This window comes from Streptomyces sp. NPDC028711 (genome assembly GCF_055565415.1).
This window is the reverse complement of the sequence record NZ_JBVHUJ010000009.1, coordinates 177755-204684: the sequence shown is the minus strand read 5'-3', so window position 1 is coordinate 204684 and position 26930 is coordinate 177755. Positions and strand designations below refer to the sequence as shown.

Sequence of the window (26930 nt, the reverse complement as noted above, 5' to 3'; positions counted from 1 at the left end):
TCGGGGCCGCCTGGTTCTGGTGCAGGGCCTGGTGCCCTGGAGCCGGGTGACCGGGGTGCTGTGACGCCCCGGCTGAGCGACCTGCCGGAGTGGGTGCGGTGGGCGCTGGTGTTCCTGGTGACTGGTCTGGTGTTCGTCATCGGGATCACGTTGGTCAGCAACATGTACTCGGTAGTCGCGTACGCGCGGGAGAACGGGATCACGAAATGGTCCTGGGTGCCTGCGGTGGCTGCCGAGACGTTGCTGGCGATGGCGACTGCGGCCTATCTGGTGGCGCTGTTCGGGCGGATCTCGAAGATCCCGATGTGGCTTCGGCCGACGATCTGGGGCCTGTCGGGCCTGATCGTGGTGAACAACGTGGTGCCTCCGCTGCTTGTCGGTGACTGGCCGCAGGTGGTGCTGCATTCGGTCGGGCCCATCTGCTACGTCGTGGGCGTGGAGATCTTGTCCTGGCTGATCGCGTCGTTCGCGCGGAAGCTGACGGGCGAGGAACTGGACCAGGTCCACTTCGTGCACTGGTTCGTGGATCCAGGTGAGGCCTGGTTCATCGTCACGCGGAAGCGGATGTACCCGTGGTCGAAGGTGATGTGCGTGGAGCAGTACCGACGTCTGCGCGGGTCGACCGTGAAGCGGGTCCGGCGTGGGCTGGTCCCGAGGGCGTGGCGCTGGTTGTGGTCGGGCTCGGTTGTGGTCGAGGCCGACCGTTCGGCGGGCTCGACCGGTGCTTCGGTCGACGGGCGGTCGAGGATGTTGGCCGACCGTCGGGGTTCGGTCGAGGTCGACCGTTCGGCAGGCTCGACCGATGGTGCGGTCGAGGTGTCGACCGGTTCTCTGGTCGACGCCTCGACCGCTCCCCCGGCGCCCTCGACCAAAACCGCATCGACCGATGAGGCCCCGACCATCTCGACCGAGGTTTCGGTCGAGCCGTCGACCGTCGTCGCGGCCCTCGCGGGTGAGACGGTCGATAGGTCGAGCAGCATGGTCGAGCAGCACGATCGTGCGGTCGAGCCGCCGGTCGAGCCGGGGCGTTCCGATTCGGTCGAGATGCTCGGTGAAGGCATCTCAGCTGCCCATTCTTCGGTTGGGCCGCGGGTGAGTGTGCGGCTGCCCGCCGAGGCGGAATCCCGGGGGCACCCCGAGGTGCCCGATGGGTTCGACTGTCGGGGTTCGGTCGAGGTCGACCGTTCAGCGGTCTCGACCGATGGTGCGGTCGAGGTGTCGACCGGTTCTCTGGTCGACGCCTCGACCGCTCCCCCGGCGCCCTCGACCAAAACCGCATCGACCAAAAACGCATCGACCGATGAGGCCCCGACCACCCCGACCGGAGTTCCGGTCGAGCCGTCGACCGTCATCGCGGCCGGCGCGGGTGGGACGGTCAATCGGTCGAGCAGCACGGTCGAGCACGAGGGCCAGCGGGGTTCGGTCGACAAGACGGACCCGGCACATTCGGTCGACACGGATGGGTCGCGCGGGAAGGTCGTCCAGTTGGGTCGGCGCCCGCGTGTTCCGGACGAGGAGATGGTCGACCGTGCGGTGCAGTTCGCGCAGGGGCTGATCGACTCCGGGCGGCCTGCCGGCGAGATCGGCCTCAACACGCTGCAGAAAGAGTTCGGCGGCAACAGCGACCGCTGGCGGACCCGGATCTACCCGGCGGTGCACGCTCGGGTCCCTGGGACCAAGACTCCGCAGCAGCGCTCGACAGGCTAGATGAGCCATCTGGCCTGCGGATTTGTTGGCGTGGAGCGGGTGCCACTGCGGTCCCGGGATGTTGAGACCACCCCGGGACCGCGGCGTCGGCGCCGTAGCGCCTTTGTCAGCTTGTCAGTCCTCAGCGCCGATCCCAACAGGGCATCGCCTTTCTCCCGATTTACCCCCATGTGCTGGAGCGATTGTGTCCTCTCCCCTGGCCCCGTGGAAGCGTCCGTCGAAGCGGTCGACGACCGCCCGGCAGCGGCGAAACCGAAGGAGCATTTCCTACCAAACTGCACGCGCCGAGAAGCTCCAGAAGGCCCGCCCGTCGGGCCTCGAGCGCGTCGCGGGCGTCCACTGGGACCTCGTGCGCGCGGCACTGAAGGATCTGCCACCCAGAGCGCAGCCGCCAGCCTGGACGGAGCTCGGCGCTTTGCTGGAGCAGCTGGAGTCCGGACTTCGATGGCCGGAATCACCCCTCAGCGAGGACGCCCAGAACGCCCGCGACTCGAAGGTCGCCGCGGCGGGAAAGCGGGGCTTGGACCGCCGCGCCGCCGCGCTGTGGGACGCGGTTCGCGCGGCGGTGAAGAGCCGGCCGGACGAGAAGCGCGACGACGCGTGGATGCGAGTCGGCGAGCTGCTCGAGGTTCATGAGTTCGAGCTGCGCCGGCGCGGGCGCCACCGTGACACAGCGTGAGATTCACAAAGCCAATTTCACAAGCACTGTGAACTTCACGGGACTCCTCGCGGAGGCGCGACGCGCGCGACGCGCGCGAGATATCAGCCACGTTCCGTAATCGCAAACGACCCGACCCATGGAGAGAGGAATGCCCCGAAATGCAAACTTTGGCGAACGGTGCCGCCGCGGCTGTCTGCTTCGGCCTCATCGTCGCGCTGCAGATGCTCGGACGAGGTCAGCGGACCAGGAGGCTCGCGCTGCCCATCGGGCAGTGCGTGCTGATGTTCTTCGCCTCGCTGTTCACCGCGGGCACTGGTCTCGGATTGTTCGTCAACAGCATGATCACGTGGCTGAATGACAACCTCATAGCAAGGTTCGTCGGCTGGCTCGGGGTCCCGCTGATGGTGATCGTCGCCCTGGGCCTGTTGGCCTTCTGCGTGGCTCAGGCAGCCGACGGCAATGCCAGCACGCAGGTCCTCGGCGCGATCAGCCTGCTGCCGTACACCGCGGTGTTCATCCCCGGCACGGTCGGAGCGTTCATCGCCGAGGCCTACTACAACGGCGGCACCGAGTTCGCCGGGTTGATCACAAGCTGGTTCTGACCGGCTTCAAGGGACGTCCTCCAAGGCGCCTCGCGAGGCATCCAGGGCCTCCGCAGCGCCTCGGGCGCCCCCAGGGCGTCCGAGGCGCTGCAGGCGCTCTGAGAGCCACAGAGCACCTCACAACCTCGCTTGTTTCCACGGGCCTTGACACAGGCAGCGCGCCACGGCCCTTCTCCCCACGACCATCTGGAAGGACCCCATGCTTGAGCTGCTCTTTTTGTGGTACTGCGCCTACGCCATCGTCGAGGGCACGATGTCCATCGGCAGGAACATCGCAGGCAACCACCAGGCCCGGGTGAAATCGGCCCGCAAGCGCGCGGCAAAGCGCCGCAAGGCCAAGGGCAAGAAGGGCCCGGTGGGTGTAAGCGGCAAGCTCGGCGGCTACGCGGGGGCCCTAGGCACCACAACAGCCCTGGCCGCGTACGACGGGGCCATCGGCTTCAGCCGTGGCACCCGGGAGGGCTTCCGCACCGCCCGTAGCAAGCGAGTGCGGCGGCAGGCGCGGCGGCGCATCGAGGCCCGGCGTGCCGAACGCGCAGCGGCTGCGGCCGGAGCAGCGGGCACAGCCCCGGCACCCGGCCCCGGTACTCCTGCGCCGCCTCGGCCGGCCGTACCCCCGGCGCCCCCCGCTGCTCCGGCAACTCCGCCGGGGTCTGCGGCAGGAGCACCAGCTCCTGCGACGCCGGGCCCGGTGCCGCCACTCTCTCCGGCCACCCCGACGCCGCCGCCCGCTCCTCCCGCGTCGCCTCCCCTCGCGCCGACGCCTCCACCTCCGCCTCCCCCTGCCGCGCCACCTGCCCCGGTGTCTGCAGCAGCCCCAACCGCGCCGACAGGTCCGGTTCCGGTTCCGGTTCCGCCTGCCGCGTCGGTGGAGCCGCCGAAGGCTCCAGAAGAGTCGGAGCCCGCCCGGGTCATCGCGGTCCCGCCTCAGGGTGGGGGCGCGGTGATCGCCGCAGACGGCTCCGGTCCGACCGGGGAGACGAGGGGGGCGGCGCAGGCCTCGGCGCCCAGCGCCGAGGGCCGCACCATCGTGATCGACACCCCGGAAGGACCTGTAGTCGTGCCCGAGTCGCCTGTTCTGACGCAGACGGTGAGTGACCTGCCGTCCTTGCTGATCTGGTTCGCCCTGACCTTCCAGGACGCGGAGATGGAGGCGCGGAACTCGGAGGCGGAGGCGACCTGGATCCAGGAGTTGGAAGGGGCGTTGACGCGCTTCGAGCAGTCCATGGCCGAGGACAAGGTGCCGGCGTCGATCACGAGCACCATCGATGACCTGCGCGCCAAGATGCGGCTCCTGCACCGGGCGCACCGCCTCCAGCACGACATGGCCATGGGCGCGGCGCGGGTCTCGCGCGGCAGTGCCTATCACGCCCGGGACACGTACCTGGGGATGTGGGAGGCGGTCGTGGTCGCTCGCGGCCTGGTCGCCGAAAACACTCACTTCAATCGCTGATCGGAGGAAATCTGATGAACCAGCCTGTCCCCGCCGCTTCGGGTGGCAACAACTACGAGCGTGCGCAGCGGATCCTGATGGAGTTCGCGATGCTGGTGGAGCAGTCGGCTTTGGTGTGCCAGCAGACAGCCGACCGGCATTCGGCAAAGTCCGCAAAGGCAAACGAAGTTGTCGGCGGCCTCCAGGAGGTCGAGGTTGTCGCGTCGGTGCAGCGCAACGTTGGCCACATCGCAGAGTCCTACGGCAGGCGCGCACGGGCTGCAACTCATCGCTCTACCCAGGCAAAGGCAATCGCTGACGAGACAACGGCCCTCAAGCGCCTCCACTCGGCCCTGATGGGGCGGCTCAACACCGCCGTCGTCAATGCCGGTGTCCCCATGCCCAAGCGTTCCTTCCTGGGGGCCCCGCGGTAACAGGGCCGGAAGATGGCCTGGCCTGCGGGTGGGGTGGGGACGCCGGGCGGCGTCCCCACCCCACCCGCGCGCCGCCCGGTTCGCTCCGGACGGCGCACGACGCTGCGTCGAGAGCCGCAGCGTTTCTCTTATCCAAATCTTATGGAGCATGTGATGTCCGCTGACCTGATCACCCCGGTGATCGTTGAGGGATTCAACGGCCTGGACGAGGGCACACCAGCCGGCGACGCCGCTTGGACGGCGGCGCTGACCCGGTGGCGTACGGCGAATCCCGGCGAGGACGACCACGGCGAGATTCTGCGCCTTGTCGCGCTGACCGAGGTCCTTCGCCGCTACAACCTGCTGCGGCCGCGCCTGGCCGAGGAGCAGGAGGCCCGGGCCTCGCGTGATGAGGCCTTGGTGGAGGTCGAAACGTGCTGGCAGGCGCTGCGTTCCGCACAGGCGTGGCTGGCCGCACACCACAACTACGTGGTCGCCGTCGATGCGGCGAAGACGGCCATCCGCGTTTGGCGAGAGCGTGCGCTGGCCGCCAAGGAGATCCCGTTCATCTGGGACGTCCCGAGTCGAAAGGTCGCCTATGACCAGCTGATCGCTGACGGGCATCCCGAGGTCGAGCCGCTGAGCGGGGGGAATCCCGCGACAGAGGCCGAGCGGCTCCTGGCCGAGTTGGAGCAGGCGGAGGCCCGTCGCGCGGGCCTCGTAGCCAGGACGGTGGCGATAGCCCAGCGCGTCGGCGCCGTATGACCACAGTTCTTCCAGCGCGTCGCACGGCGCGCCCTTTCACCCCGCGTCTGCCCGGCCACGCGCTGGGAGAAGGAGTTGAGCGTGAGCACCAAGCACCTGGAGTCGGAAACTGCCCGACAGGCCCGCGACTTGTTGAATGCGGTGACCGCCGAGCTCGATGCGGCCAGGCTAAGCCGTAGCCCGGGTGACGACGACGCGCAGTACGAGTCGCGGCACCTGCCGCTGCGGATGACTCTTCACTTCGCCCGTGGGGACGAGGCCCGCTATCAGGAGATGAGCGCAACGACGTTGGGCGGCTCCGGGGATATCGTCACCGCCGCCTGGAACCTCATCCGCGCCGAGTCGCTGCAGCTCCACCCCGGCGACCAGGACGCGCAGTACGAGTCCCTCGACCGCCCCTTGGTCGTGTCGGTCCACTACGACTTGGACGACCTGGACCGCACCGATCTCCTCACGACCGACGTACCTCAGCAGGACACGGACGTTCCCACCGCCACCGCACTCACCGCGGGCCCGGCAAAGGGCGGCCCGCCGGGCGACGAGCGGGAGCACACCTCCCGCCCGTCCTTGCGGGCGCGACTGTCGACCATCCTGGCCGTCGACGGGCGGTCATGAACGCGCCCAGAGCTGCTGACCGCCCGCTGCGCTTGGCCGACGTCCCCGGGATGTTGGCCGCGGCCTTCGACCTCGCCACCGCCGGGTCGGGGCGGCTGGCCCCGGCGCACCTTTCGCGCGCGGACGTGGCGATCGTGTCCGAGCACATCGGCGCCGCCGACTTCGAGCGGCTTCCCGGCGGCGGATTCCGCTTCCAGTGCCCGGCCTGCGACGTGTGGGACTTCGGCCCGACGATGCCGCTGGATCAAGCCGTGCGGGTGTGGCTGCACGGCGGTCGGCTGCCGCCCGCAGCCCTGCTCGCCGGGGCGTGTCTGACGTGTGAACACGCCACACAGCCGCAGGGGCGAGACATCCCCGTGGAGGCGTAGACACAAAGAGTCTGCGCGCGCCGCCCACCCCCCACGCGGGACTCCTTACGCCCAGATCTACTTCACCGGCCCGCGGCGGGCCGGGCAGCGTTTGTGAAAGGACACGTACTCCATGGCAAGGTCGGATTCGATCACCACTGCCCAGGCCATCGAGGCCCTGGCGGATGCGGAAGCCGCGATGGTGCTCGGACCCGAGCGCCCGCGTCGCCGTCGCTCCCGCCCGGTGCGGCTGATGATGGCTACAGGTCGAACTGTGCGCTGGACCTACCGCAACCGGCGCAGACTCACCCCGCCGGCTGCCGCGACCGCTTTGTACATCGCCGGTGCCGCCTTCCACGACGCGCCCGACGGATGGGGCGGCGCCCTGATGGCGAACGCCGCAATCGCCGCCGGTGTCCACGGACGCTGGCGCTGGCGGCGACGCGCGAACTACCGCACCCGGGCGGCGCAGTGGTTCGCGCGGCACGGTGCCCTGCCCCAGCGGCGGAGCAACCCCATGAACCGCTCGGAGCTGGGGCGGCTGCTGGCTTCCGCAGGGTCGGCGGCCGCGCTCCTGCAGACCGCAGCCTCAGCCGATGTCCCCGTGGGCTTCTATCTGGCATGGCTGGCTGCAACCGGAGTGCCCTGGTGGTGGCTGCGGCGGATCCGCGAGATGCCCGAGGTTCAGGACGAACTCAGCAAAGAGGAAGTCTTCAACGAGCGGCTCGGCGGGACCGGTGGCCGCCTGTATGGAGCGAGCCTCACCGGGGCGGAGGATCTGCCGGGCCTGGACGGCAAGGCGTGGGGCGGGACGATCGTGCTCTCCCCGGGCCGCCAGCAGTACTCGGATGCCAAAACCGCCACCCCGATGATCGCCTCCGCCTATGGGCTGCCGATCTCGTCGGTTGCGGTCACCCAGCACCCCTCCGGCAGCGCCAACCTGGCCTCCCTGAAGGTGTACGAGCGCAACCCGCTGGAGGACATGCCGCACTGGCCGGGCATCGATTCTACCTTCGACCCGGTCAGCGGCATCGCGCACCTCGGCCTGCACATCGACAACGCCCCCGCGCTCTACCGGTATCACCGCCCCGACTGGGGCACGGTCCATGACCTGATCACCGGGTCGACCGGTTCGGGTAAGAGCGAGCTGCTGCGCCAGCTGTTCGCGATGGACCGGCACACCGGCATCTACGTCAGCTGGGGCGGCGACCCGCAGTACGGGGCGTCCTTCGAGTACTGGCAGGACCATCTGGACTGCTTCGCCTCCGGTGTGGACGAGTGCATGGGTCTGCTGGTCGCCGTGCGCGAAGAACTGCACCGGCGCGCGGAGAAGTCCAGCATCGAAACCTGGGAGGACGAGGACGGGGACGTCTACTTCGGCATCGGAGACTTCACCCCGACCGTGGCCAACCCGGGCCTGGTCGTGGCCATCGACGAGTGGCAGGAGGTGTGGCAGGAATATCCGGAGGCCCTTGACATTGCCGTCGACGCGGCGATCCTGGGCCGCAAGCTGGGGATCAAGCTGCGCCTGGCCTCGCACCTGGTGGGCTTGGAAGCGATCGGGACCGAGCAGCTGCGCCAGCCGTTGGTGTCCGGCAACGTGATCGCGCTGCGGAACACCTCGCGGATGACCCAGCACATGGTCAATCTCCCCGCCGACCCCTACGACCTCCCCGGTGCCTGGCCCGGCAGCCTGCTGCCGACCAGTGGTCTGGGATATCTGTCGGGAGTCGAGGACCGCGGAGCGGTCTTCCGCTCCTGGCGTCCCCTGAACCGCCGGCAGGCCACTCGGCACGCCAAGACGGGGAATCCTCCGCAGTTCTCCCGAGAGGGGGCCGAGCGAATCGGTCCGTTCTACCTGGAGTGGCGTCAGCGCCTGGCGTCCCGCCGCAAGGGCATCATCCTCCCGGTGCCCGGTGTCAGCGAACTGCCGGAAACCCCGGCCGCCGAGTACGAGTACGAGGAGTTCACCGGCCAGACCCCGGCCGTCTCCACCACGAAGACGGCCAAGGGCTCCCAGCGAGGTGTGGCGAAGGCCGCGATCCTCGCATTCGTACGCACCCAGCCCTCCACCACGACCGCGCTGATCGCCGCGGGCACCGGCTGTGCCAAGTCGACGATTTCCACCACGCTCCGCAGGCTCGCGGAGGAAGGTCTCGTCATCGACTACGGCCACGGTGAGTGGGGCTCGGTCGAGTTGCGCGAGCAGTTGCTGACCGCCGTCGGTCAGTAAGTACCACCCATCCGCCGGTGAGGCGGCCCAGCCGCCTGGCCCGGGCCGCCTCACCGGCGTTCCAGCACCCCCGCGGTGCTGCCCCGAACAGGAGCTTTGGCACATGACCCTCGACCATGTCGGCCCCCAACTCCGTGCAGGTGAAGCCGACCCGACGCTCGCCCAACTGGCGCAGGTCCGGCCGGCCGTCATGCTCGACCCTCAGAACCGGTTCATCCGTGTACTGACGCCCGCCGAGGCCGTCGAGATGTACGACGCCCAGCTGCTGGCGGCCGCACGACGCCTGGAGTCCGGGCTCGACCCCGTCCCGCCCGCCTTCCAGATCCGCTACATCAACACACACCCAGACCCTGCTGCTGCGCCGCAGCCCACTGCGGCACAGCCCGTGCCGGCCTGGGTAAAGGGCACCTCGATGCTGCTGGTCGCCACCGGGGTCTGCGGAGCCGGTGTGGGAGCTGGAATCGGCTGGGCTGCCCCTGGCCTGAAGTACCTGGACAACGTGTTCTACGCGCTCTCCGCCGCCCTCATCTCCGGCGCCGCCCTGCTGTCCACCATCCGGGCCAAGCTCTTCTCCAACGGATCAGGCGCTGCGGCTCCCCCCTCGCCGTCTGGAGCCCATGTCGGGTGCGGCGGCCCGAAGAACCACCTTGTGGTCCGGGACCGCGCCCGCATGAAGATCAAGGCCCGCAACATCACCGTGCAGTGAGCAGCGGCTGGCTCGGCTTACCCGTCCGGCTTGCGGACCGCGCCCCGACAGGACTGCGCCGCAGGCGGGACAGGCCAACCGATCCGCACGCCGGACATACACCGTGTGTGCGCCGAACCTCTCTTCAACTTCCCGACCCGACAGGAGTGCCCATGGAGCAGATCACCACCTTCGCCGCTGACGGCCGCACGGCCTCGAGCATGGACCGCACCGAAGCCAACTTGGCGGCGTCCGCCGTCGACTCGCGGCGCGAGATCGACCGCACCGACACCAAGGCGAGCGTGCTGCTCGCCCTCAACGGCGCGATGTCCGCAGGGCTGGTGAGCGCCGCCGACGCGGACCTGCCGACCGCCGCGAAACTCGTCGGCGGCCTGTCGGGTGCCTTCATCGTCGTCGCCATTGTCCTCCTGCTGCAGGTGGTCCGTCCGCGAACGAGGATCAAGAACGGGGCCTCGGCGGGTTTCGTCCGCTGGGCTCGCCTGGACCAGCCGGGCTTCCGCGAAGCAATGCGCGAGGACCGCAGGGTCGACGATGCTCACGCCCTGGCCAAGCTGGCCGACCGCAAGCACACGCTGCTGCGCTGGGCGGTCGATGTGACCACCACGGCGGTCGCCCTGTTCGCGATCGCCGGCCTGATCGCCGCGGGCTGACCCAGCCCCAGTGTCCCGCCCGGCGGGCCCGCACCACATGCGCTGCCCGCCCCATGGGACACACCCGCTGATCTCTCCCCAGCAGGCTGGCCACCACTGAAGAGGCCTCTAGCCTCACCGGCATGGTCTTCTCCTTCGGCCCCTTCGGACACGGGGTCAGTTCCACCTCAACCACGTTTTTGCAGTCAACCGACTTGGAGTGAGTCCCGCATGTCCCGCACCACCCGCATACCGCGCACGATGGCCCTGTTGAGCACGACCGTGGCGCTGAGCGCGCTGGTCGGCTGCGGGAGCTGGGGCCAGGACACGAAGACGATCGTGGTCGACCACGGCACCGTGACCGAGAAGAGCGGTGCCGCACCGCGGTGGGTGGCCGCCACTTCCGACAAGTACGGCAAGGTCTGCCGCCAGGTGCCGGTCAAGAAGGCCGCGTGGAGCACTCAGTTGAGTGCCAGGGTGCCGCTGAAGCCGGGCCCCAAACCGGCGCCTGCGCCGAAGAAGCCAGCTGTCCCGGACACGGACTCCGGCGCGGACGCTCCCAAGCAGCCCAAGAGCCCCGACCTGACCAAGCCGACCCCTGCATCCAAGGCACCCACCATCACGCCCGGCAAGCCCCAGGGCTCCACCAAGGAAGTCTGCGGCCGCGAGGTGATCCGCAAGGGCGCTGCCGGGCACTGGACGGAGAGCCAGCGTGTCCTCAAGCTCAAGGACACGAAGGGGAACACGACCCGATGGCGGGTGTCCGAGCCCCTGTGGCAGCAGGCCGAGCTGAAGAAGTACCTCGACCTGCGCGAGACCGGGGCCGGGTACCACCGGATGTGACCGGGCCCGACGCCAGGGGCCGGGCCGAGACGTGGGGTGATGCTCACCCTCCTCGGTCCGGCCCCTGTTCGTTGCCCCTCGGCCCGGCACGCCCTTGGCTCCCCCGGTGCACCGGCTCCGCGAGCACAGCAGCCGAGGCACCGGGGCTCAGCCGGTGTTCATCCCACCCAGCAGAGAACGGACGTCACCATGCTTGCCACCACCTCCCGCGGCCCCGGTATCCGGGGCAGGGTGCTCCAACAGATGGATCGCCTCTTCGCGGACGACCGCGGCCTGGGTGTGCTTGTGGAATACAACGGGCGGCCCGACATGTCGAAGCGGGACAAGGACCTGCAGCTGGCGTGGGCCGATGCCCTTATAGCCCTCCACGGGCGCAACCGCGCAGCGTCCATCTACTCCTCCTACGCCAGCAAACGCCGCGCGGCCGAGGCCGGCACGCTCGCGCCCGTCGGATCCTGGGACAACCTGGTCCTGGGCTCCACCCCGATCCCTCGCTGGCAGCGCGACCTCCACGGCTTCTTGTGCGTGGTCTGCGGTGAGAGCTTCCCCTCGGTTCTGATCGACCAGGGCCAGGACCCGGCCTGCTGCCGCTGCGCCCGCAACGTAGAGGTGAGCCCGACGCAAGCCCTGCCTCTGTGGATGGCCTACAGCCATCACCGCTTCGCGACCCCCGGCCTGCGTCGGGAGGAGGTCCCCAATGGTGAAGCGACGGTCACCTTCACCTTCGAGGGCGGGCAAACCCGACCCTATGTGGTGGGCGAGGCTGGTCTGTTCTACAGCGACCTGTCGCGCCTGCCCGGCCTGGTGCAGAAGGCCGTGCGGGGCGCTGCCGAGGACCTCGACGAGCTGCGCTTGGTGATCGATGCTTCCGTCGAACGTGACGGTCGCGGCTTCGACATCACCGCCGTGTTCAGCTACGACTCCGAGCCGGAAGGCTCCGACGGTCCCCCCTACGGGTTCCGATTCGTCGTTGCCCGCATGGCTGCCACCCACGGCGACCTGTCGCAGCCGGTCGAGTACAAGGACGTCTACCAGCTGCTCGAGGCGGTGCTGACCGCCCTGTACGCGCCGTCACCGGTGACCACCAGCGACCCTGCCCCGGCCCCTCTTCCCGCCCTGCCCTCGGAGCCCGTCGGCGAGGCTGCCGCACCTGGTAGCGGGAGTCCGGCCGCCCCTGTACATGCTCCCGCAGACGAGGCTCCGAGCCCCACCTCGGACAGGGGGGCCCAGGCCCCGGAGCCGGCGTCGTCCCAACGAGCGTCTTCGAGCGGCGCGAGCCCCACGGGAAGCGGGGATCGCTCGCCAGGATCGCGGCGCCTCCGGCTGGCCCTCACCGTGCTGGCCGCCTGGGCGGTCTGCTTCGCCGGAGGCCTACTTCTCCTCGACAGTGGCGATCTCACCGCTGCGGCCGCCAGCCTCGTACTCGGCGGGGCCAGTTTCACCGGTCTGGCCATGGGCATCGGCCTCATCCGTCTCCTGCGGCGCCGCTTCCCGCTGATGTGGTCCTGACCTGCGCTCAGCGACGGTCGGCCCCATGTGGCCCGCCAGACTGTCCAGCCCGCCGAGAGGAATATGCCCTTGAGCATCAAGGCCAGGCGATTCGACCGGTTCCTGATCGATGACGGCCGCCACCTGCCGACCTACGTCATCGACGAGGACGCCTCCCGTATCGCCGGGGAGGCCCGATGGCGTGCCAACTGCTCCTGTGACCGGATGCCCGATCACCCGGCTGGTAGCCGCGAACAGGCCCTCATCGCTCACCTTGCCCATGTGTCCAAACAGCTCGCCCCGGCTGCCGGCCCGGATTGGCTCCCGCTCGGCGCGCGCCTGGTCCTCCTGCTGCTCGCGATGCTGGCCATCTGGGCCGCGTGCTACGTCGCTGGGGTCCTGGTGACCCAGCAGACCGACCTCACCGGCGGGGTCATCCGTGCCGGAGCCCACCTGACGGGGATAGCCCTGGCCTTCGGGTTCATGGTCCTCACCCGCCGCTTCATCGCCCCGACGCGTGCATGACGCGCTGCCCCCTCCTCCCGACAGACCGAACAGGACGCCCTGTGACCACTACCGACTTCGGCCCCGAACCGGCCTCTGACAGCCTTGAGGCGGTGTGCTCTCGCTGCGGGTGCACCGACAACTCGCCCTGCCCCGGCGGCTGCGTCTGGGTTCCCAATGGCTTCATGGAAGACCTGTGCAGCGCCTGCGCAGCCGAACCGGAGACCGCGGAGCTTCGCCGCCTGGTCCTGGCGCTGGGAAGCTCCGCCTTGCATCGCAAGGCCGAGGTGATCGCCGCCCGCAGCAGTGAGCCCAAGGCCGTCGAGGACCTGCTCGCCTACTCCTCTGCCACGTTCCTCAGCTGCGCCGTTCTGCGTCTGTTGGAACTCGCCCTGCGCCTCGACCCCAGCAGCGCCGAAGCCGTCGCCGCCGAACTTCACGAGCTGCGCGACGACGCCCCCGACGAGCTCGACTCCTTCCTCAAGGGCCACGCCGATGCCATGGGCATCGAGTCGAGCGTCCACTAGGCCAACCCCTCGCCAGACCACCCCCGCTCATCCGCACAGAGGAGGCCCGCCCCCATGAACAAGACCGACCCCGCCCGCAGTGGCCGCGACGAGCTGCGCGCCCTGGGCGCCGCCACCGCCGGCAGCGTCCTCGATGGGATCCCCGTCGTCAGCGCCGTCCTCGGCGGCGCCGCCACCTTCCGCGTCATCCATGACCGCTCCGGCCGCTCCCCCCTCGCGCTCGCTGCCGGACTGGGTGCCGCCATCACCACCTACGGGGTGGTCGAGAGCCTGGTCGAAGCCCGCAGGAGCGAGCTCTACCGGGCCAGTCACACCTCCAACCGGGGTGCGGCGCTCCCCACCTCCGACACGCAGATGCTGGCCCGCCTCCGGTCGGCCGCCATCCACGCGGCCCGTCGGGACGCAGCTCTGCACGCCACGAGTCTCGACTCCGGTAAGAAGTTGCTCACCAACGAGCAGCTGTGGCAAGGGCATGCTGACGGGACGGCCACCGCCGAACTGCCCGGCGGCACCACCCTCACCTACCGCCCGGTGCCGGTCTCCGAGCACCACTACGTCCGCCACGCCTACCTGCTGGCCTGCCCGGGCACGGACGAGCCGACCGAGGTGCACACCATGGCCGGGCTCGTCCGCCTGATCGAGCAGGCATCCACCAGCCCGTCGGACGCGGGCACCACCACGGATCCCGCCACTGTCCCGGGCGTACAGGACGAGATTCGCGCAGCAGCCGCAGTCGATTCCTCACCGGGCGAAACCGAAGTGCCCTCCGACACCATCGGCGCTCAGGAAGTGCCTGCACCAGCGAATGAGCCGCTCCCCACACCCCAGACCACCGACGCGTCCGCCGCCTGAGGGAGAAACCATGACTCGCCCCGACATCACTTCGGCCACTGCCCTGGAGAAGGCCGTCGCTGTGGCACCCCAGCAGATTGCGCGCCGTGACACAGCGCCGGTCGAGGAGCCGCCGACCGTCATCGTCTTCGACGAGGCCGCCCACGTATCGCGCCCGCTCCATGACCTGATCGCCGACCTGATGCGCCAGGGCCGGACCTCCGGCGTCCACATGCCAACGCGGCGCCGGCTCGTGCAGCGGCAATACCCCACCCTCGACGCACTCACCGCCGCCATCGACAGGGGCGAGGCCTAGCAGCACCCCTCCGGCGCGGTTGAGGCCGACCCCCGCCCCGGGGTCGGCCTCAGCCGTACCTGCCGGACTGCCGGGGCCCGGCGTGCCCGGCACATTCCGCTCGTCTAACCCTGGCCCGGGAGGCTCTGTGTTCGCCAGACTTCGCGCCCGTCTACGCCCCCGCAGGACCATCGCTGCGGACGTGGGCGTCACCGACCAAGCCGCAGAGAGCGCGGCCCATTCCCCGGTCGGCTCCACGGCAGGCCAGCTCGTGGTGCCCTCCGGGCAGCAGGACGGCGCCGCCGCAAAACCCGCCACCGGCCCACCGATGTCCTCCGCCTCGATGGCCGAGGACATCGAGATCGCAACATGCGGCGCCTTGCGTGCCGCACACCTGATGGCACTGCAGCAGACCGCGGACCAGATCAGCGCGGTCCTTGGGGCGGAACTGGCCATCAGCTGCCAGGACGCCCAGGACCTGATCGGCCAGGGACACCACGCCTACTCTCGCGCCCTGTCCGCGAACCTCCCGGCCGTCAACGATCCGGACCGGCATCTGCACGTGCTCCGTGCCGCCAGCCTCATCAGCCAGCAACTCGCCGATGCCGAAGTGCTGCAACTCCTCGACCAGGAATACCGGCATCTGCCCGGCTGGGATGCGGCCACGGTCCTCGCCGCCGGCCACGACCTCCACCTATCCCTGATCCAGGCGACCGACTGACCGCTGCAAGGAGAGGAAGACCGTGCCCGGCACTCGTCCGAAACCGACCTCCGCTCCCACCCCCCCGGGCCCACCCCGCACCAAGCGAACAAGGCCTCGCTCCGGGCGCGTTCCGGCGCGCCCGCCTCTACGCGATGCCCACCGCACCGCCTGCGGAACGAGTGGCGTCCCTGCTCCAAGTGCTCACCGCGCCGCCGCCCAGCTCACGCCCCTGACCTCCTTCGCCTCGTAGCCCGACCGAGACCGAAAGGCAGTTCCTCGCCATGCTCAACGGCTCGTCCCTCTTACCGCTCCTTCCCCTGCTCCTGGCTGTAGCAGCCGCCTGGACGCTGCACGCCCGGCACCTGCGCCGCGAGATCGACAAGGCACATCTCGATGACCTCACCGGCCTGCCCCAGCGCCGTGGCTTCGACCGCACCGCCCCCGGGTTCCTGACTCGGCACGGCAGGCACGCGGTGTTCCTCTTCGTCGACCTCGACCGCCTCAAGATCATCAACGATACCCTGGGCCATCCCGCAGGCGACCGCGCGATCCTCGAAGCCGCCCAGCGAATGCGCGCCTGGGCCGGGCCGAACGGGTGCGTCGCCCGGCTCGGCGGTGACGAGTTCGCCGTGGCCACCGTCCTGCCCGCCCCCCAGCGCACGGCCCGTCTCCAGGAGCTATCCGCTGTACTTGCCCACCCCTTCACCTTCCGTGGCGCGGCCGTGGACCTGATGGGCGCGACCATCGGCGTCGCCGCCCCTGATCTCGTCGCCACCGAGGACTTCGGCGTACTCATGGTCGCCGCCGACGCAGCAATGTACCGAGGCAAGCGGCTGTGCCCCATCGTCCTCGCCGATCCCGCAGACGCCGCTGGCCGATCCGCGGCGGTCCTTCAGTGACCACCACCTCGAGTCACCGCACCCGGTGCGCATCCCACCTGATGCGCTGCGCACCGCGCCGCTACACCAGCCCGGGCGCCTTCTGACCTTCTGCTGAACCTCCAGACCGAGGTCTCCCGGTGTTGTCCCGTCTGCCCTCATCGGTGGCCGGGACCCCGCCGAGTCTTCTCGCACTGCCCGTTCCCGCCATCTTCACCGAGCGAACCGCCCACGGCCCCCACTGGAGCAGCCGCATGGACACTCACCGCACACCCGCTCCCGTACGCGCTTTCGACAGCCACTCCCTGGTTGCACGCCCGACGATGGCCGGGCTCACACCCGACGAGCACGAGCGGCTACTCAAAGACTCCGTCCCACGCGGCCTGAGTCTTACAGGCGCCCGGGACAGCGCCGACCTCACGCAGCGCATGCAGGACCTACGCCGCGAACAGGACCTTCCCAGTCCCGCATTCCGCAGCGTGCCCCGTACGGACTCACCCGAGGTCATCCAGGAGCGAGTCACCGCTGCGCTCGACGAAATCTACCGACGGCCGCACGTCCAACGCCCCTAGCACCGGCCAGGCCACAAAGCCTGAAGCCGCCCCACCCCACCCTGAAGGAAGTCACCATGCCGATGTGGGTCGCTCTCTTCCGCACCGAAACTCCACAGCCCCAGCTGCTCGCCTACCGCATACGCGCCGCGAGTCAGAGCGAAGCCACCCGGAAGGCCCTCACACTGGCCCAGTCGCGCCGCAACCGCTGGCTGCGAGGCGGCGTCCCGCTCCATGCCGCCCCTCAGGTGCACCAACTGCACCGCTTCCACGTGGGAATCCCGCTCACCCAACCCTGCGCCTCCCAGCACTGACTGTGCACATCGAGCCTTACCTGCTGGCAGTAGCGGAACGCCCGCCAGCAGCCCTGCACCTGTCTGCAACGCGGCCAAACTGCTCCGCTGGACCGCACGGTCTTGGGCTGGTGTGCACGGCACAGCCGCGACCAGTGCCACTTCTGGCGCCGCGACGTGCCCCGGCGCCTGCCAGGCCCACGCCCCACTGTGGGTCCCGGCCTTCGCTCATCCGACCTGGAGAGGATTTATGACCAGCTCTGCTCTACAGCCGCATCTCACCTATCCGTTCTCCGACCCCGCCGGGTTAACCGCAGGTCACCCCGGCGACGAGACGTACGGCTGGTCCTGCCAAGCGCCCGGTTGCCCGGCAGGCCAGCGCTCCTACCGCGTCGCGTGCGACGCGGCCCGCGACGCCGATGCGCACGAGCGCGCCGAGGCTCTGCGCCTCTTTGAACCGGGGGCCCTCGCGGTCTTCGTCGGTCCCGCAGCCGCGGGCAAGTCCCGTCTCGCCAGCGCCTTTCCCACTGATTGGGTGGTGAGCCTGGATGACCTCCGCGGGCGCCTGGCCGGAGACTCGGGCGAGCAGGCCGTTACACCGCAGGCCGTGCAGATCCAGGATCTGCTGGTGGAATCTCGGCTGGAGCGGGCCCTGAACACGGTCCTGGACTCCACCAATGTGGAGCCCGCGGTCCGTAACCGACTGGTAGCGCGGGCCCATCGATGGGGCAGGCCGGTGGTCGCGGTCGTGTTCGTCACCGGGCTCGATGTCTGCCTGCTGCGCAATGGCCGGCGGCCGGCGAACCGGAAGGTCCCGGACGAGATCGTCGCGTGGCAGTCCGAGCAGACCGCACTGTCGCTGCCCCAGCTCGCCGGTGAGGGGTTCACCGCCATCCATACGGTCGGCGCCAGCGGGCGTACCGGCCTAACGCTGTCCTGAACGGGAGACCTAGTGCTGTTATCGCAGATCAGGAGCGCGGCCGCCTTCGCGGTGGGCGCCGTCGTGTTCTACGCCGACGTGGTGACCGGATGCGTGCTGGGGCTGCTGTACAGCCTCGTCAGTGCGCAGTCGTTGGGCCTGCCGTGGGCCCTGACCGGGGCGTCCGCAGTCGTGGTCAGCGTCGGAGTGTGGTGCGTCTTGCGAGCCTTTCCACGCACTCGACCGCTGAAGAAGCGCTTCGAAGGGTGGGCGTTCCGACTCGATGACTGGATCACGCAACCCACCACGGACCGCCCGGGGACGCCCGTGCCAGTCACTCACCCCGCACTTCTCGCGGATCTGGCGGCTGCAGACGCCGCGCCAGCGTCGGCGCCGGCGTCACGGTCGACGTTGCCTCGGTCGATGAAGCCGTGGGAACTGGCGACCTGGGAGTGCTGGCGCTGCGGTGGGCCCGCGGTGAAGGGCACCCACGCCTGGGACGACCGCGGCCCGGGACAGTTGCTGAGCAACCACGTTCTCGAGTGCCGGACTGGACATCGTTGGACGAACAGCACAGACGGTGGGTGAGCCGTGACGGCACTGATAGTGCGACTGCTGCCCACCTGGATCACTGATCTGGCCAGGGACCTCACCGGCCATTGGCGCATCAGCCGGGCCATCGATCGTGCGTTCGCGGCCGAGGACCCGCAGGCTCTCGCGGTGTTCAGGACCGGTGCACTCGCCGCGACCTTCACACTCCGCGGCTGCACCGCCCGCGGGGAGGAACTCGCCGAGTACGCACGGCTGGTCATGGCCGCCGACCTGTCCTGCTACCGGTACCACCGCACGTTCGCCGGCATCGATCCGCAGGACTGAATTTGAGACCACCATCCACCGGCCGCGCCCGGTGGGACGACTACGGCTGGCGCCCGAACAGGGGCCTCAGCCGGGAGGAGAACAACCTGATGCTCACAGCCCCGCGGACTCCTTGCTCGGAGTGCGGCTCCGCCACCTGCCACCCCCTGTGGTCAGCCCCACGGCAGGTCACCCTGGCAGGGGTGGTGGCCAACGATTCGGTATTCGACGGGATGGTTACGGCCTTCGGGCTCATCCTCGGCCCTTTCACCGCCGACCGGAAAGGGGAGCCCGAGATCAGGCTGCGTTGCCACAGCACGCGAGCAGGCATCAACAGAGGGCTGCTCACTCAAAACCGGCCGCTGCACGTCACGGGCACCTTGACCCCGCACGCACCCGAGCTGCTAGTGGACACCATCGCCACCAGCCCCAGCCCGCTCCACACCTACCAAGCGGGCGCGATCGAGTCCCGTGGTCCCTTCGTTATCGTGCACGGCCATACCACCGACCAGACAGGCCACGCATACGTCCACCACACGATCCTCGCCCCATCGGGGGCTCTCCTCGCCGCCGCCCCCAGCACGCTCCTGCCAGCGGTTCTGGATCTCCTGGCTCCGCCCGGCACAGAGCACTGACCGCACAGCCGGTTACTCACCCCGCGGGCCGCCGACCACATCAACGCCCCGGAGCTGCCTGCACGGCACCACCAGGTCCTCATCGGGATCGCCCACGGGTGGAGCGACGAGAGAATCGCCCACCGGATACACCTGGCAACCGTCACCGTGAAGCCCGCGGCCCGCCTCCTGTACGGCGCGCTGGCGCCGGCACACGGGCCCAAGCTATCGCTCGCGGCTGGAATCTCCACCCCCTGGGAACCCCACTGCAGGCCACCAGCACAACTACCCATCCGGGGACGCTTTCCCACGCGGCGGCGGCCGCATAAACATCCGCCCGCCCACACGCACACGCCGTAATTCCCTCGTGGGGCCGACTGACGGTCGCCCAGAACCTCGTCAATCGCACGAAAGGAGTGGGCCGCGCGGCCCGCACATCTCATGAACCGCGAAGCCCTATCCCTACAGCTCGAGGACCATCTCCGCTCCGAGCGCACTGCAGCGGCGACTGGCTTCTACTTCACCCAGGTGGCGCCGCCCGGTGGACATGGGCCCGCCGTGGATGCGGTGTACTTCAGCGCATCGTCCCGCAGCGACGCAGCCGCCACGGTCGACGTCTTCCTACTCGCTGCTGACCGGGCGGACTGGCTGGCACACCAGCGGACACCAACGCCCGAGAACTGGGTGTCGTACGCCACCCGTTGCTGGATCGTCGCTGCCAGCCCGAGCATCGCGGTGGTGGAGGATGTGCCCAGCGGATGGGGCCTCCTAGTGGCGGAACCCCCTGACACTGAACACCTCTTCACCGCGGTGAAGCGCCCCCGCAGCCGGCGGGCGGTCATCGAGGCACCGCTCCTTCTGGCTCTCCTCGCCAATCAGCACGCCAGCCATGTCCAGCGAATCGCGCGTATCCGAAGCCAGTCCAAACGGCACGCCTCGGGACTCTCGCCCGAACCCCTCCACGGGTCGGCCGCAACTCCTTCCACCAGGGGGTCAGGCCCTCAGGATGCCAACCCTCAGCCATTGAATGGGACGCCGCGAGACGGAAGCCTCTCTGCCGGACCTCAAGGCCCGGGATGCGGACAGTTGCCTCCGCGCGCTCCCCATACGGCGACCGTCGGGTCGCGAACCGCTCAGGTTCTTCCTGCCTGACCACACCACCTAAACCCACCGAAGGTCATGTCCAACTACTTCGATGACCCCTTGGTCGACGTCACCGCCCACCAACTCCAAGCCACGCCAGCCGGGCTGTCCTTCAGCCTTCTGGGTTCCCCCACGCAACAGGTGACGGCCACCTGCTCCTGTGGGAAGTGGCGCAACGACAGAACCTGGGAGCTCAGCGCTCACTTCGAACCGTTCGATCAGCACATGCACGAGGTCCAACAGCACGCCCACGCCACCGCCCAACTCGCCAGGCGGCTGACCCCCTTCCAACAGCGGCTCTTGGTCCTGGTCCACGACGGAGCCGTCACAGCGACCGCAGAAGGTCATAGCCTCACTTCGACTGAGCCGGCTTCGGGAACGGGCGGCGCAACTGCAGCGCTGGAGCGCTTGGCCACCGACGGATGGATTGCCCTGCCCAAGGGCGAAGACGCCGCGCTGACCTCCGAGGGACGCATCGCCCTGCTCAGCCAACAAGGCCGATCGTAAAGCTGCAGGCCGGGGGCCAGCCAGCCCCGCCAGGACATGCCGATGGAGGCACCTCCTGCCGCCCGGCCCGACCGGGTCCAGCGCCGGAGTAGGAGGGACCTCGAGCCCCGATACGGCTGCCACTTTGGCCCTCCGTGATCCGGCCCGGACATCCGAACGTACTCCTCGGCAGTGAGGACAACCCATGCCCAGGCTCTCGCGCCAGAACAGCAGCCATGTTCTGCAAACTGGCGCCCTCGACTCAAGCTCCCGGTGGACGCGGCGAAGCTCCGTCTCCCACCCTGCTGAGATCTCTCAGATCAGCGAACTGCGTTACAAGGGAGCAGAACTCCTCAAGCATTATGTCTCGGACCCCGCTTACGCCGCCCTGGAGAGCGACGCCAAGTTACTCATCAGCGAGGTCGCGACCAACGCCGTCATACACGGCGAAGCGCCGACTCTCACCCTCACCCTGGCCACCAGCGCAGGCGCTGTGCGGTTCTGCATCACCGGTCAGAGAAAGGCTCTTCCATCCCAACAGCGCAGGCAACGCCCGCAGCCCACTAGTGAATCGGGCCGAGGTCTGATCCTCGTCGCCGCCCTGGCGGCGGCCTGGGGGGCCGACCCCGAGAACGGCGTCTGGTTCGTCCTGACCATCCCCGAGACCGTCGGTGATCCGGCGGTTCTAGCCTCCTGACCTCGGAGAACAGACCAAACCACTGATCGAATACCAGTGCGAGATGGCCGTCAGACGGGATACCGTGCCCCAAAGAACCTGAACGAGGGGGACCGCATGGGGGCCATCAACAATCACAGGAACATCGGACGCCCCGCCGGCATCCGCACGGGGACAGACGGCCTCACCGAGCGACAGCACAACATCCTCGACTGCATCACCGACTCGGTCCAACAGCGGGGCTATCCACCCTCCATGAGAGAGATCGCCCAGGCCACCGGCCTCTCAAGCACCTCGTCAGTTTCCCACCAGCTCATAGCGCTGGAGAAGAAAGGCCTTCTGCGGCGCGATCCGCACCGATCACGCTGCTACGCCCCTGTGCTGGCACCTGCGCCCGATCCCAGCGACAGCCAGCTCGCCGCCCGAGTAGCAGAGGCCGCACGTGCTGCGGCCGTGACTGAGGTTCCCCTCCTTGGCCGTATCGCCGCCGGCATTCCGATCACCGCAGACCAGCACGTGGACGACTGCCTGCCACTGCCCCGCCAGCTTGTCGGACACGGTCACCTCTTCGCCCTCACCGTCATCGGGGACTCCATGATCGGGGCTCACATCACGAGTGGGGACCAGGTCGTCGTCAGGGCCCAGCCCACTGCGGAGAACGGCGAGATCGTCGCAGCAATGATCGACAGCGAGGCAACCGTAAAACGCCTCAAACTAGACGGCAGCAGCAGCTGGCTGATGCCGGAGAACAATGCCTTCGCCCCCATCCGAGCCGACCGCGCAACGATTCTGGGAAGGGTCGTCGCTGTGATGCGCTGGCAACTCAACCCTGAAGGCAGCATCTAAACGCCCCCTCCCAGGGGGCCAGCGAAGCACTGCACTGGGTGGTCAGGGACTCTGTCCCTGACCACCCAGTTCCGAGAAATACCAGTTCAGAGGACCGCAAAGACCAGCACCAACCCTGGCAGGGACAGACAGGGACAGAGTTTCCAGTCTTCTGAGCGCGGCGCCATCGAGCGGTACAGCCTCCAATCAGAAGAGCATTCCCTTCTCCTCCGGCGACTGCCTTGTCTCCGCAGCGTCGACGTGGGCGGGCGCCTCCTCACCTCCGGGCTTTCCCCGAGCCCGGTCGGTCAGAGTCCCTACCACCCGCGGCTTCACGGTCCGCGGGTCGACCGCCTCCGTCGGCGTCGACTCCTGGAACAGCACCCGCTCTCCCCCGTCCGCCTCGCTCTCACTCCGGTCTCTCGGGGTGACATAGAAGACCCGACGTTCCCACCGGCCAGAGCCCAGATGAGCAGGGGGCTCCGCGTCCGGGCTCAGGTTGGCGTATCCGACGATGCGCGCATCCCAGGTAATCCGCGGCACACCGCGCTTCTTGGGGGTCTTCACCACGTCCTGGCGGACGTAGTCGTAGGTAGCCATGACGGCTTCCTCCCCCTCAACCCAGACGAGCTCCACCTCATCTGTGATCCTTTGCGCGAAGCTGTCGGACATCGACGAGACCCCTTCCTCGGTCGCGGCGTGATGGCGGGGCTTGGGAACAGGCAGTGGATAGGGACACTCTCTGCCCCTGGACCCAAGACTCTGTCCCTGCTCAGAAAACACCAGGTCAGAGGGCATATCAGCAGGCATGGAGGGACTCACAGGGACTCTTAGGGACAGATTCTCTAGTTTGTCGGGAGAACAAGAAGACGTTCAAGAAAGAAGACATATAGGGGAAGCGTGTCCCTGAGTGTCCCTGATCGGGTGGCCATAGGGCCTCTGACCAGGCAATCTTTAGTTGCGAAGCGCAGAAGGACTTCTGTCCCTGGCTCATCACTGTGCCCCTGCCGTCTCGGACTCGCTTTGGGTCTCCTCGATGAGACCAATACCCACGTAGTGCCGTCGGCCGTTGCTTTTCACCATGTCCTTCGCGCTCTTCATCTTGGCCAGGCGCCTGACGGCGTTGCCGAACTCACGAACCGGAACGGGCCGCATGCCTGCGGTGGTGCACCAGACCTCGTAGGCCCGCCGCAGCTGTGCCTGCTCGGCGCGGTAGGTACTGTGCGGGCCCACCACACAGCATTCGCGTACGAACTGACCAACGCTGTCCTCGCTCTCTTGGTAGTCCTGCGTCGCCAGCCGAACGGAGTCAGGGCCTGCGAGCTTGCGGTCTTCACCGTCGAAGTAGGCGACGGCACCGTCGACTAGCCACTGGAGAATGCCAGGCCCTTCCTTGGAGATCATCTTGGCAGCGAGGTTTTCCACGACGTCCTGGTCCCGAACCGTCCGCGCGAACAGGATGATCCTCATGCGGCGCCAGAAGGAGAAGCCGCCGGTCTCCACCGTGGGCCGGTGATTTCCGATCAACCAGAGCTTGTGGGTCGGTTGGAAGGTGAAGAAGTTCTGCCGCATCCTCCGGGCTTTGATCTGATCCCCACCCGTGAGCAGCTTCAGCTTGGCCTCGTCGAACTTTGCCCCTGGATCGATCTCACTGCAGAACACCAGCCGGCGGCCTTGAAGATCAGCCATTTCTGTGGGGTGGTCCGGATACAGCGGAGCCATGAGGAAGTTCGGCGGAGCCGTATCCGCATAGTCCCCCAAGATCGCCAGCAAGACGGCAACCAGTACCGACTTGCCGTTCTGTCCCTCTCCGAACAAGAAGGGCATGATCTGTGCATCGACGTCACCGGAGATGCTGTACCCACATAGCCGCTGGAGGTAGGCGATCATCTGGGTACCCTCGGGATCATCCCCGAAGGTGTCGACCAAGAACTTGTCCCAGATCGGCGTTGGCATTCGCCGAGGCCCCACCGTGGTGGAGCGGGTGTGCGCCTGATCGCGGCTGGGTTCGATGAACCCACCCGTCCGCAAGTTTGCGATGCCCGCAGGAGTACACAAGGCATAGGGGTCGGCATCGAGTTCGTCGGAGTCCAGCATGAGATCCGGCAGACTCTCTGCCGTCGCGATGAGCGCCCGAGCTCCGGCGATGCTGAGTGATTTCTTGCGGTGTCGCTCGAGCTCTCTGTCCGCGAACCTGACCGAGGAGTTCTCCCGAGGATCCGGGCAGGGCATTCGCTCAGCAAGCTGGAACACCGAGTTCTGGATAGCTTTCGATTTCGCGTCAAGCTGCCATCTGTGCCCAGCCCACTTGTACCAGCCGTGCTCCGGAACAAATCGGTACTCGTCACCGAACACTCTCAAGAAGAGGTTGGCCATGCCCCAATCGGTCAAGGAGGACGGCAGGAGAACCTCAACAGGAGCTGGCTTAGCCGAATGATCGGCTCCGATGAGAGCCTGAGCCGAAGCTGACGCACTGTAGGACTCCGGAACCCGGCTCGTCGGCACAGAACTGCTCGTGGTGCTCATCAGCGGTCTTTCGGAGTGAGGGGCTGGCGCTGTCCCGCGACCAGTCCGGATTGGATGATGCTAAGTGCCTGCCGCCTGCGCTCTGGACGGGCGTGGAGGGCGGCCTCCAAGAGGGCGGTCTCGGCGTCGGTCTGGCTGGCAATGAACCCCGCAGCTACCAGCCCGCCGAGGGTGTAGGCGGCCCGGTTCAGCTTGGCGTGCCAGCCGCTGCCCTCACTGAGTGATGCGCAGTCTGCCACGTTGCTCAAGGCAGTCGATGTAACCTGCGCCGCCCAGGCGGAAGTTGTCGCTGGGGAAGTCGTGGCCATACGGGCCCGGTTGGGAACCTGAGGGCGTCTTTGAGCCGGAGGCTTGGCCGTGAGGAGGTGTCCTGTTCGCTCGAGCGCGCCCGCGAGCCATCCGGGCAGCAGAGCAGGCCGCCGGCAGGACCCCACCGGTTCGTAGCTTCCGGTCTCGACCCGGGTTCCCGGCGCGATGATGTAACCGCCGTGGGCGCGTACGTCCATTTGCCAGCCCAGCGCCACCCCCTTGAGGTTGCCTCCTGTGGAGCACCGCCAGATGGTCTGCCGCGGTGTGCGGAAGTACAGGTGCATCCCACCGCTCGGCGTGCGCACGGCCAGCGTGCGCTCTCCGTTGGTGAAGTCCTCGCCGTCGAGGGCCTGACTCAAGACGTGGAAGGCGTCGAGACCGTTGCGAACCGCCTGAAGCAGTTCCTCGGGCACGGAGAACGCAGGCAGGACACCCGAGAGGTCCGAAGGGGGTGTGTCCGCGTGGCAGTCGAGATCAACCACCAGGAGCCCAGCCGGCCCGGTGGAGATTCCTACGCCCATCTGGGGGTTGCCGCCCCACCACCGGTCGATCAGAGTGGGCTCGCGCGTCGCAGCGTGAAAACCGTGGCACCAAAGTCCCCGACTCAGGCAGCCACAATCCCCTGCCGCGTGTGGCACGTAATCGGAGTGCGCGCTGCGACAGCGGGAGCACCCCGGCATCGGGATCTTGCCCTTGGGTTGCAGCGGATGAACAGGCCATCCTTGGCGCGCACACCAGTGCGCGACCTCGATGGAGGTGGCAGCTCTCATGGAAGTGAGGGTCCTGCCGTGCCCGAGAATTCGAGGGGGCTACCGCCCGGCCTGCGTTGCCATGGGACGAGGTGGGTTGCCATCATGATCACCAGCTCTTGAATGTTCGACGATAGAGAGAAGGACGGATAGTCGACCTGGCGAACCGGTCAGTCCGTGATCTGGCTGGTAACCTCATGGCACCAAGCGGAGGCCCAGCCTGCGTAGGCACCCTCACTGTTTCCCGCAGCTGAGGGTGCCTTTTCTTATGCCACGAGTACCCCCTCGTTCGCGGCCTCGTCTGCGCTACCCGGAACCGCCAAGGCCCACCTCCCCAACGGCAGCAGCACCAGATGCTCGGCAGCCTCGCCTGTGTGCATCCACTCGGAAACCGCCTCAAGCGCCGCTGTCGTGACTTCGTATCTATGGGGGTAGACGACGACGGTAGTCCTGGCATCGAACTCGCCAGAGCTCAGAAGGCCACGTACCGTCTTGATCACCTTTCGGTCCCGCTCCTGTGCTGCCGCGGTCCACTCCCCGGTCTGTTCCTTGCGATTGGTTGAGCGCGTGGCACCGAGAGCATGGGCGCATCGGGCTACCACAAGGTCTGCTCCAGTCAGCTGTCGTGCTGGCGGCATCAAGGCGATCCGGGAAAGATTCCGAAGGGTCTGCCGACTAACGCCTGACTGCGCGGCGACCCAGTGCTGCGACCGGGGCTGCCGTAGCGCCGCCACATCGATCATCAACTGTCCCTGGTGCTTGAAACCGATCCCGTCCCCAGAAAGCCTCCGGGAACTCTGAGTGC

Annotated in this window: 30 protein-coding genes; 26 read left to right on the top strand and 4 right to left on the bottom strand. The window is 68.2% G+C overall.

The genetic code is table 11. From position 1 onward, the window contains the following. Positions 1-60 precede the first annotated feature (60 nt). From ACZ4VK_RS26535 to lexA, 26 genes are all read left to right on the top strand, one after another. On the top strand, positions 61-1707 hold the full coding sequence (locus tag ACZ4VK_RS26535; RefSeq protein ID WP_468356855.1) for a hypothetical protein: 1647 nt from the start codon (positions 61-63) through the stop codon (positions 1705-1707). Positions 1708-1891: 184 nt separating this feature from the next. Beyond that, positions 1892-2386, top strand: coding sequence for a hypothetical protein (locus ACZ4VK_RS26530; RefSeq protein WP_468356852.1), 495 nt, complete (start codon positions 1892-1894; stop codon positions 2384-2386). Positions 2387-2526: 140 nt separating this feature from the next. Then, positions 2527-2970: a hypothetical protein gene (locus ACZ4VK_RS26525; RefSeq protein WP_468356849.1), complete on the top strand. Its 444-nt coding sequence runs from the start codon at positions 2527-2529 to the stop codon at positions 2968-2970. A 943-nt stretch (positions 2971-3913) separates the two neighbouring features. After that, entirely contained in the window at positions 3914-4423 is a 510-nt protein-coding gene (locus tag ACZ4VK_RS26520) for a hypothetical protein (RefSeq protein ID WP_468356846.1), read from the top strand. A gap of 14 nt (positions 4424-4437) precedes the next feature. Next, positions 4438-4836 (top strand): hypothetical protein, encoded by a 399-nt coding sequence (locus ACZ4VK_RS26515; RefSeq protein WP_468356843.1) that lies wholly within the window; start codon positions 4438-4440, stop codon positions 4834-4836. A 153-nt stretch (positions 4837-4989) separates the two neighbouring features. After that, on the top strand, positions 4990-5580 hold the full coding sequence (locus ACZ4VK_RS26510; RefSeq protein ID WP_468356840.1) for a hypothetical protein: 591 nt from the start codon (positions 4990-4992) through the stop codon (positions 5578-5580). Positions 5581-5661: 81 nt separating this feature from the next. After that, positions 5662-6195 (top strand): hypothetical protein, encoded by a 534-nt coding sequence (locus ACZ4VK_RS26505; RefSeq protein ID WP_468356837.1) that lies wholly within the window; start codon positions 5662-5664, stop codon positions 6193-6195. Continuing rightward, positions 6192-6563, top strand: a complete 372-nt coding sequence (locus ACZ4VK_RS26500) for a hypothetical protein (protein ID WP_468356834.1) — start codon at positions 6192-6194, stop codon at positions 6561-6563. The genes ACZ4VK_RS26505 and ACZ4VK_RS26500 overlap by 4 nt, the downstream gene beginning before the upstream one ends. Positions 6564-6675: 112 nt before the next feature. Continuing rightward, positions 6676-8775 carry a hypothetical protein gene (locus ACZ4VK_RS26495; protein ID WP_468356831.1) on the top strand — a complete coding sequence of 700 codons (2100 nt, stop codon included), beginning with the start codon at positions 6676-6678 and terminating at the stop codon, positions 8773-8775. A 103-nt stretch (positions 8776-8878) separates the two neighbouring features. Next, positions 8879-9481: a hypothetical protein gene (locus ACZ4VK_RS26490; RefSeq protein WP_468356828.1), complete on the top strand. Its 603-nt coding sequence runs from the start codon at positions 8879-8881 to the stop codon at positions 9479-9481. Between the two features lie 152 nt (positions 9482-9633). Continuing rightward, on the top strand, positions 9634-10131 hold the full coding sequence (locus ACZ4VK_RS26485) for a Pycsar system effector family protein (RefSeq protein ID WP_468356825.1): 498 nt from the start codon (positions 9634-9636) through the stop codon (positions 10129-10131). Positions 10132-10341: 210 nt separating this feature from the next. Beyond that, complete coding sequence (locus ACZ4VK_RS26480) at positions 10342-10953, top strand: hypothetical protein (protein WP_468356822.1); 612 nt, start codon at positions 10342-10344, stop codon at positions 10951-10953. Positions 10954-11142: 189 nt separating this feature from the next. Further along, entirely contained in the window at positions 11143-12462 is a 1320-nt protein-coding gene (locus ACZ4VK_RS26475; RefSeq protein ID WP_468356819.1) for a hypothetical protein, read from the top strand. Between the two features lie 69 nt (positions 12463-12531). Then, positions 12532-12966, top strand: a complete 435-nt coding sequence (locus ACZ4VK_RS26470; protein ID WP_468356816.1) for a hypothetical protein — start codon at positions 12532-12534, stop codon at positions 12964-12966. Between the two features lie 164 nt (positions 12967-13130). Then, entirely contained in the window at positions 13131-13472 is a 342-nt protein-coding gene (locus tag ACZ4VK_RS26465) for a hypothetical protein (protein WP_468356813.1), read from the top strand. Between the two features lie 54 nt (positions 13473-13526). After that, positions 13527-14324 (top strand): hypothetical protein, encoded by a 798-nt coding sequence (locus ACZ4VK_RS26460; RefSeq protein WP_468356810.1) that lies wholly within the window; start codon positions 13527-13529, stop codon positions 14322-14324. A 10-nt stretch (positions 14325-14334) separates the two neighbouring features. After that, positions 14335-14619 (top strand): hypothetical protein, encoded by a 285-nt coding sequence (locus ACZ4VK_RS26455; RefSeq protein ID WP_468356807.1) that lies wholly within the window; start codon positions 14335-14337, stop codon positions 14617-14619. 181 nt (positions 14620-14800) lie between these two features. Beyond that, positions 14801-15319, top strand: coding sequence for a hypothetical protein (locus ACZ4VK_RS26450; protein WP_468356804.1), 519 nt, complete (start codon positions 14801-14803; stop codon positions 15317-15319). A gap of 263 nt (positions 15320-15582) precedes the next feature. Beyond that, the gene (locus tag ACZ4VK_RS26445) at positions 15583-16200 is read left to right on the top strand and encodes a GGDEF domain-containing protein (protein WP_468356802.1); all 618 of its coding nucleotides are present in this window, start codon (positions 15583-15585) and stop codon (positions 16198-16200) included. A 607-nt stretch (positions 16201-16807) separates the two neighbouring features. Further along, positions 16808-17044, top strand: coding sequence for a hypothetical protein (locus tag ACZ4VK_RS26440; protein WP_468356799.1), 237 nt, complete (start codon positions 16808-16810; stop codon positions 17042-17044). Between the two features lie 229 nt (positions 17045-17273). Continuing rightward, positions 17274-17963 (top strand): AAA family ATPase, encoded by a 690-nt coding sequence (locus tag ACZ4VK_RS26435; protein WP_468356797.1) that lies wholly within the window; start codon positions 17274-17276, stop codon positions 17961-17963. Between the two features lie 570 nt (positions 17964-18533). Further along, positions 18534-18818 (top strand): hypothetical protein, encoded by a 285-nt coding sequence (locus ACZ4VK_RS26430; protein WP_468356794.1) that lies wholly within the window; start codon positions 18534-18536, stop codon positions 18816-18818. 182 nt (positions 18819-19000) lie between these two features. Next, the gene (locus ACZ4VK_RS26425) at positions 19001-19432 is read left to right on the top strand and encodes a hypothetical protein (protein ID WP_468356791.1); all 432 of its coding nucleotides are present in this window, start codon (positions 19001-19003) and stop codon (positions 19430-19432) included. Between the two features lie 1158 nt (positions 19433-20590). Beyond that, the gene (locus tag ACZ4VK_RS26420) at positions 20591-21061 is read left to right on the top strand and encodes a hypothetical protein (protein WP_468356788.1); all 471 of its coding nucleotides are present in this window, start codon (positions 20591-20593) and stop codon (positions 21059-21061) included. Positions 21062-21245: 184 nt separating this feature from the next. Further along, positions 21246-21737 carry an ATP-binding protein gene (locus ACZ4VK_RS26415; protein ID WP_468356785.1) on the top strand — a complete coding sequence of 164 codons (492 nt, stop codon included), beginning with the start codon at positions 21246-21248 and terminating at the stop codon, positions 21735-21737. Positions 21738-21833: 96 nt separating this feature from the next. Continuing rightward, complete coding sequence (gene lexA / locus ACZ4VK_RS26410; protein WP_468356782.1) at positions 21834-22562, top strand: transcriptional repressor LexA; 729 nt, start codon at positions 21834-21836, stop codon at positions 22560-22562. Positions 22563-22748: 186 nt separating this feature from the next. Here the strand turns inward: lexA and ACZ4VK_RS26405 are convergent, their stop codons facing one another. The 4 genes from ACZ4VK_RS26405 to ACZ4VK_RS26390 all read right to left on the bottom strand — a co-directional run bounded on the left by ACZ4VK_RS26405 (position 22749) and on the right by ACZ4VK_RS26390 (position 26625). Beyond that, on the bottom strand, positions 22749-23213 hold the full coding sequence (locus ACZ4VK_RS26405) for a DUF6009 family protein (RefSeq protein ID WP_468356779.1): 465 nt from the start codon (positions 23211-23213) through the stop codon (positions 22749-22751). Between the two features lie 321 nt (positions 23214-23534). Continuing rightward, complete coding sequence (locus ACZ4VK_RS26400; protein ID WP_468356776.1) at positions 23535-24917, bottom strand: DNA primase family protein; 1383 nt, start codon at positions 24915-24917, stop codon at positions 23535-23537. 149 nt (positions 24918-25066) lie between these two features. After that, on the bottom strand, positions 25067-26146 hold the full coding sequence (locus tag ACZ4VK_RS26395) for a bifunctional DNA primase/polymerase (RefSeq protein ID WP_468356773.1): 1080 nt from the start codon (positions 26144-26146) through the stop codon (positions 25067-25069). A 245-nt stretch (positions 26147-26391) separates the two neighbouring features. Continuing rightward, entirely contained in the window at positions 26392-26625 is a 234-nt protein-coding gene (locus tag ACZ4VK_RS26390; protein WP_468356770.1) for a hypothetical protein, read from the bottom strand. Positions 26626-26930 lie beyond the last annotated feature (305 nt).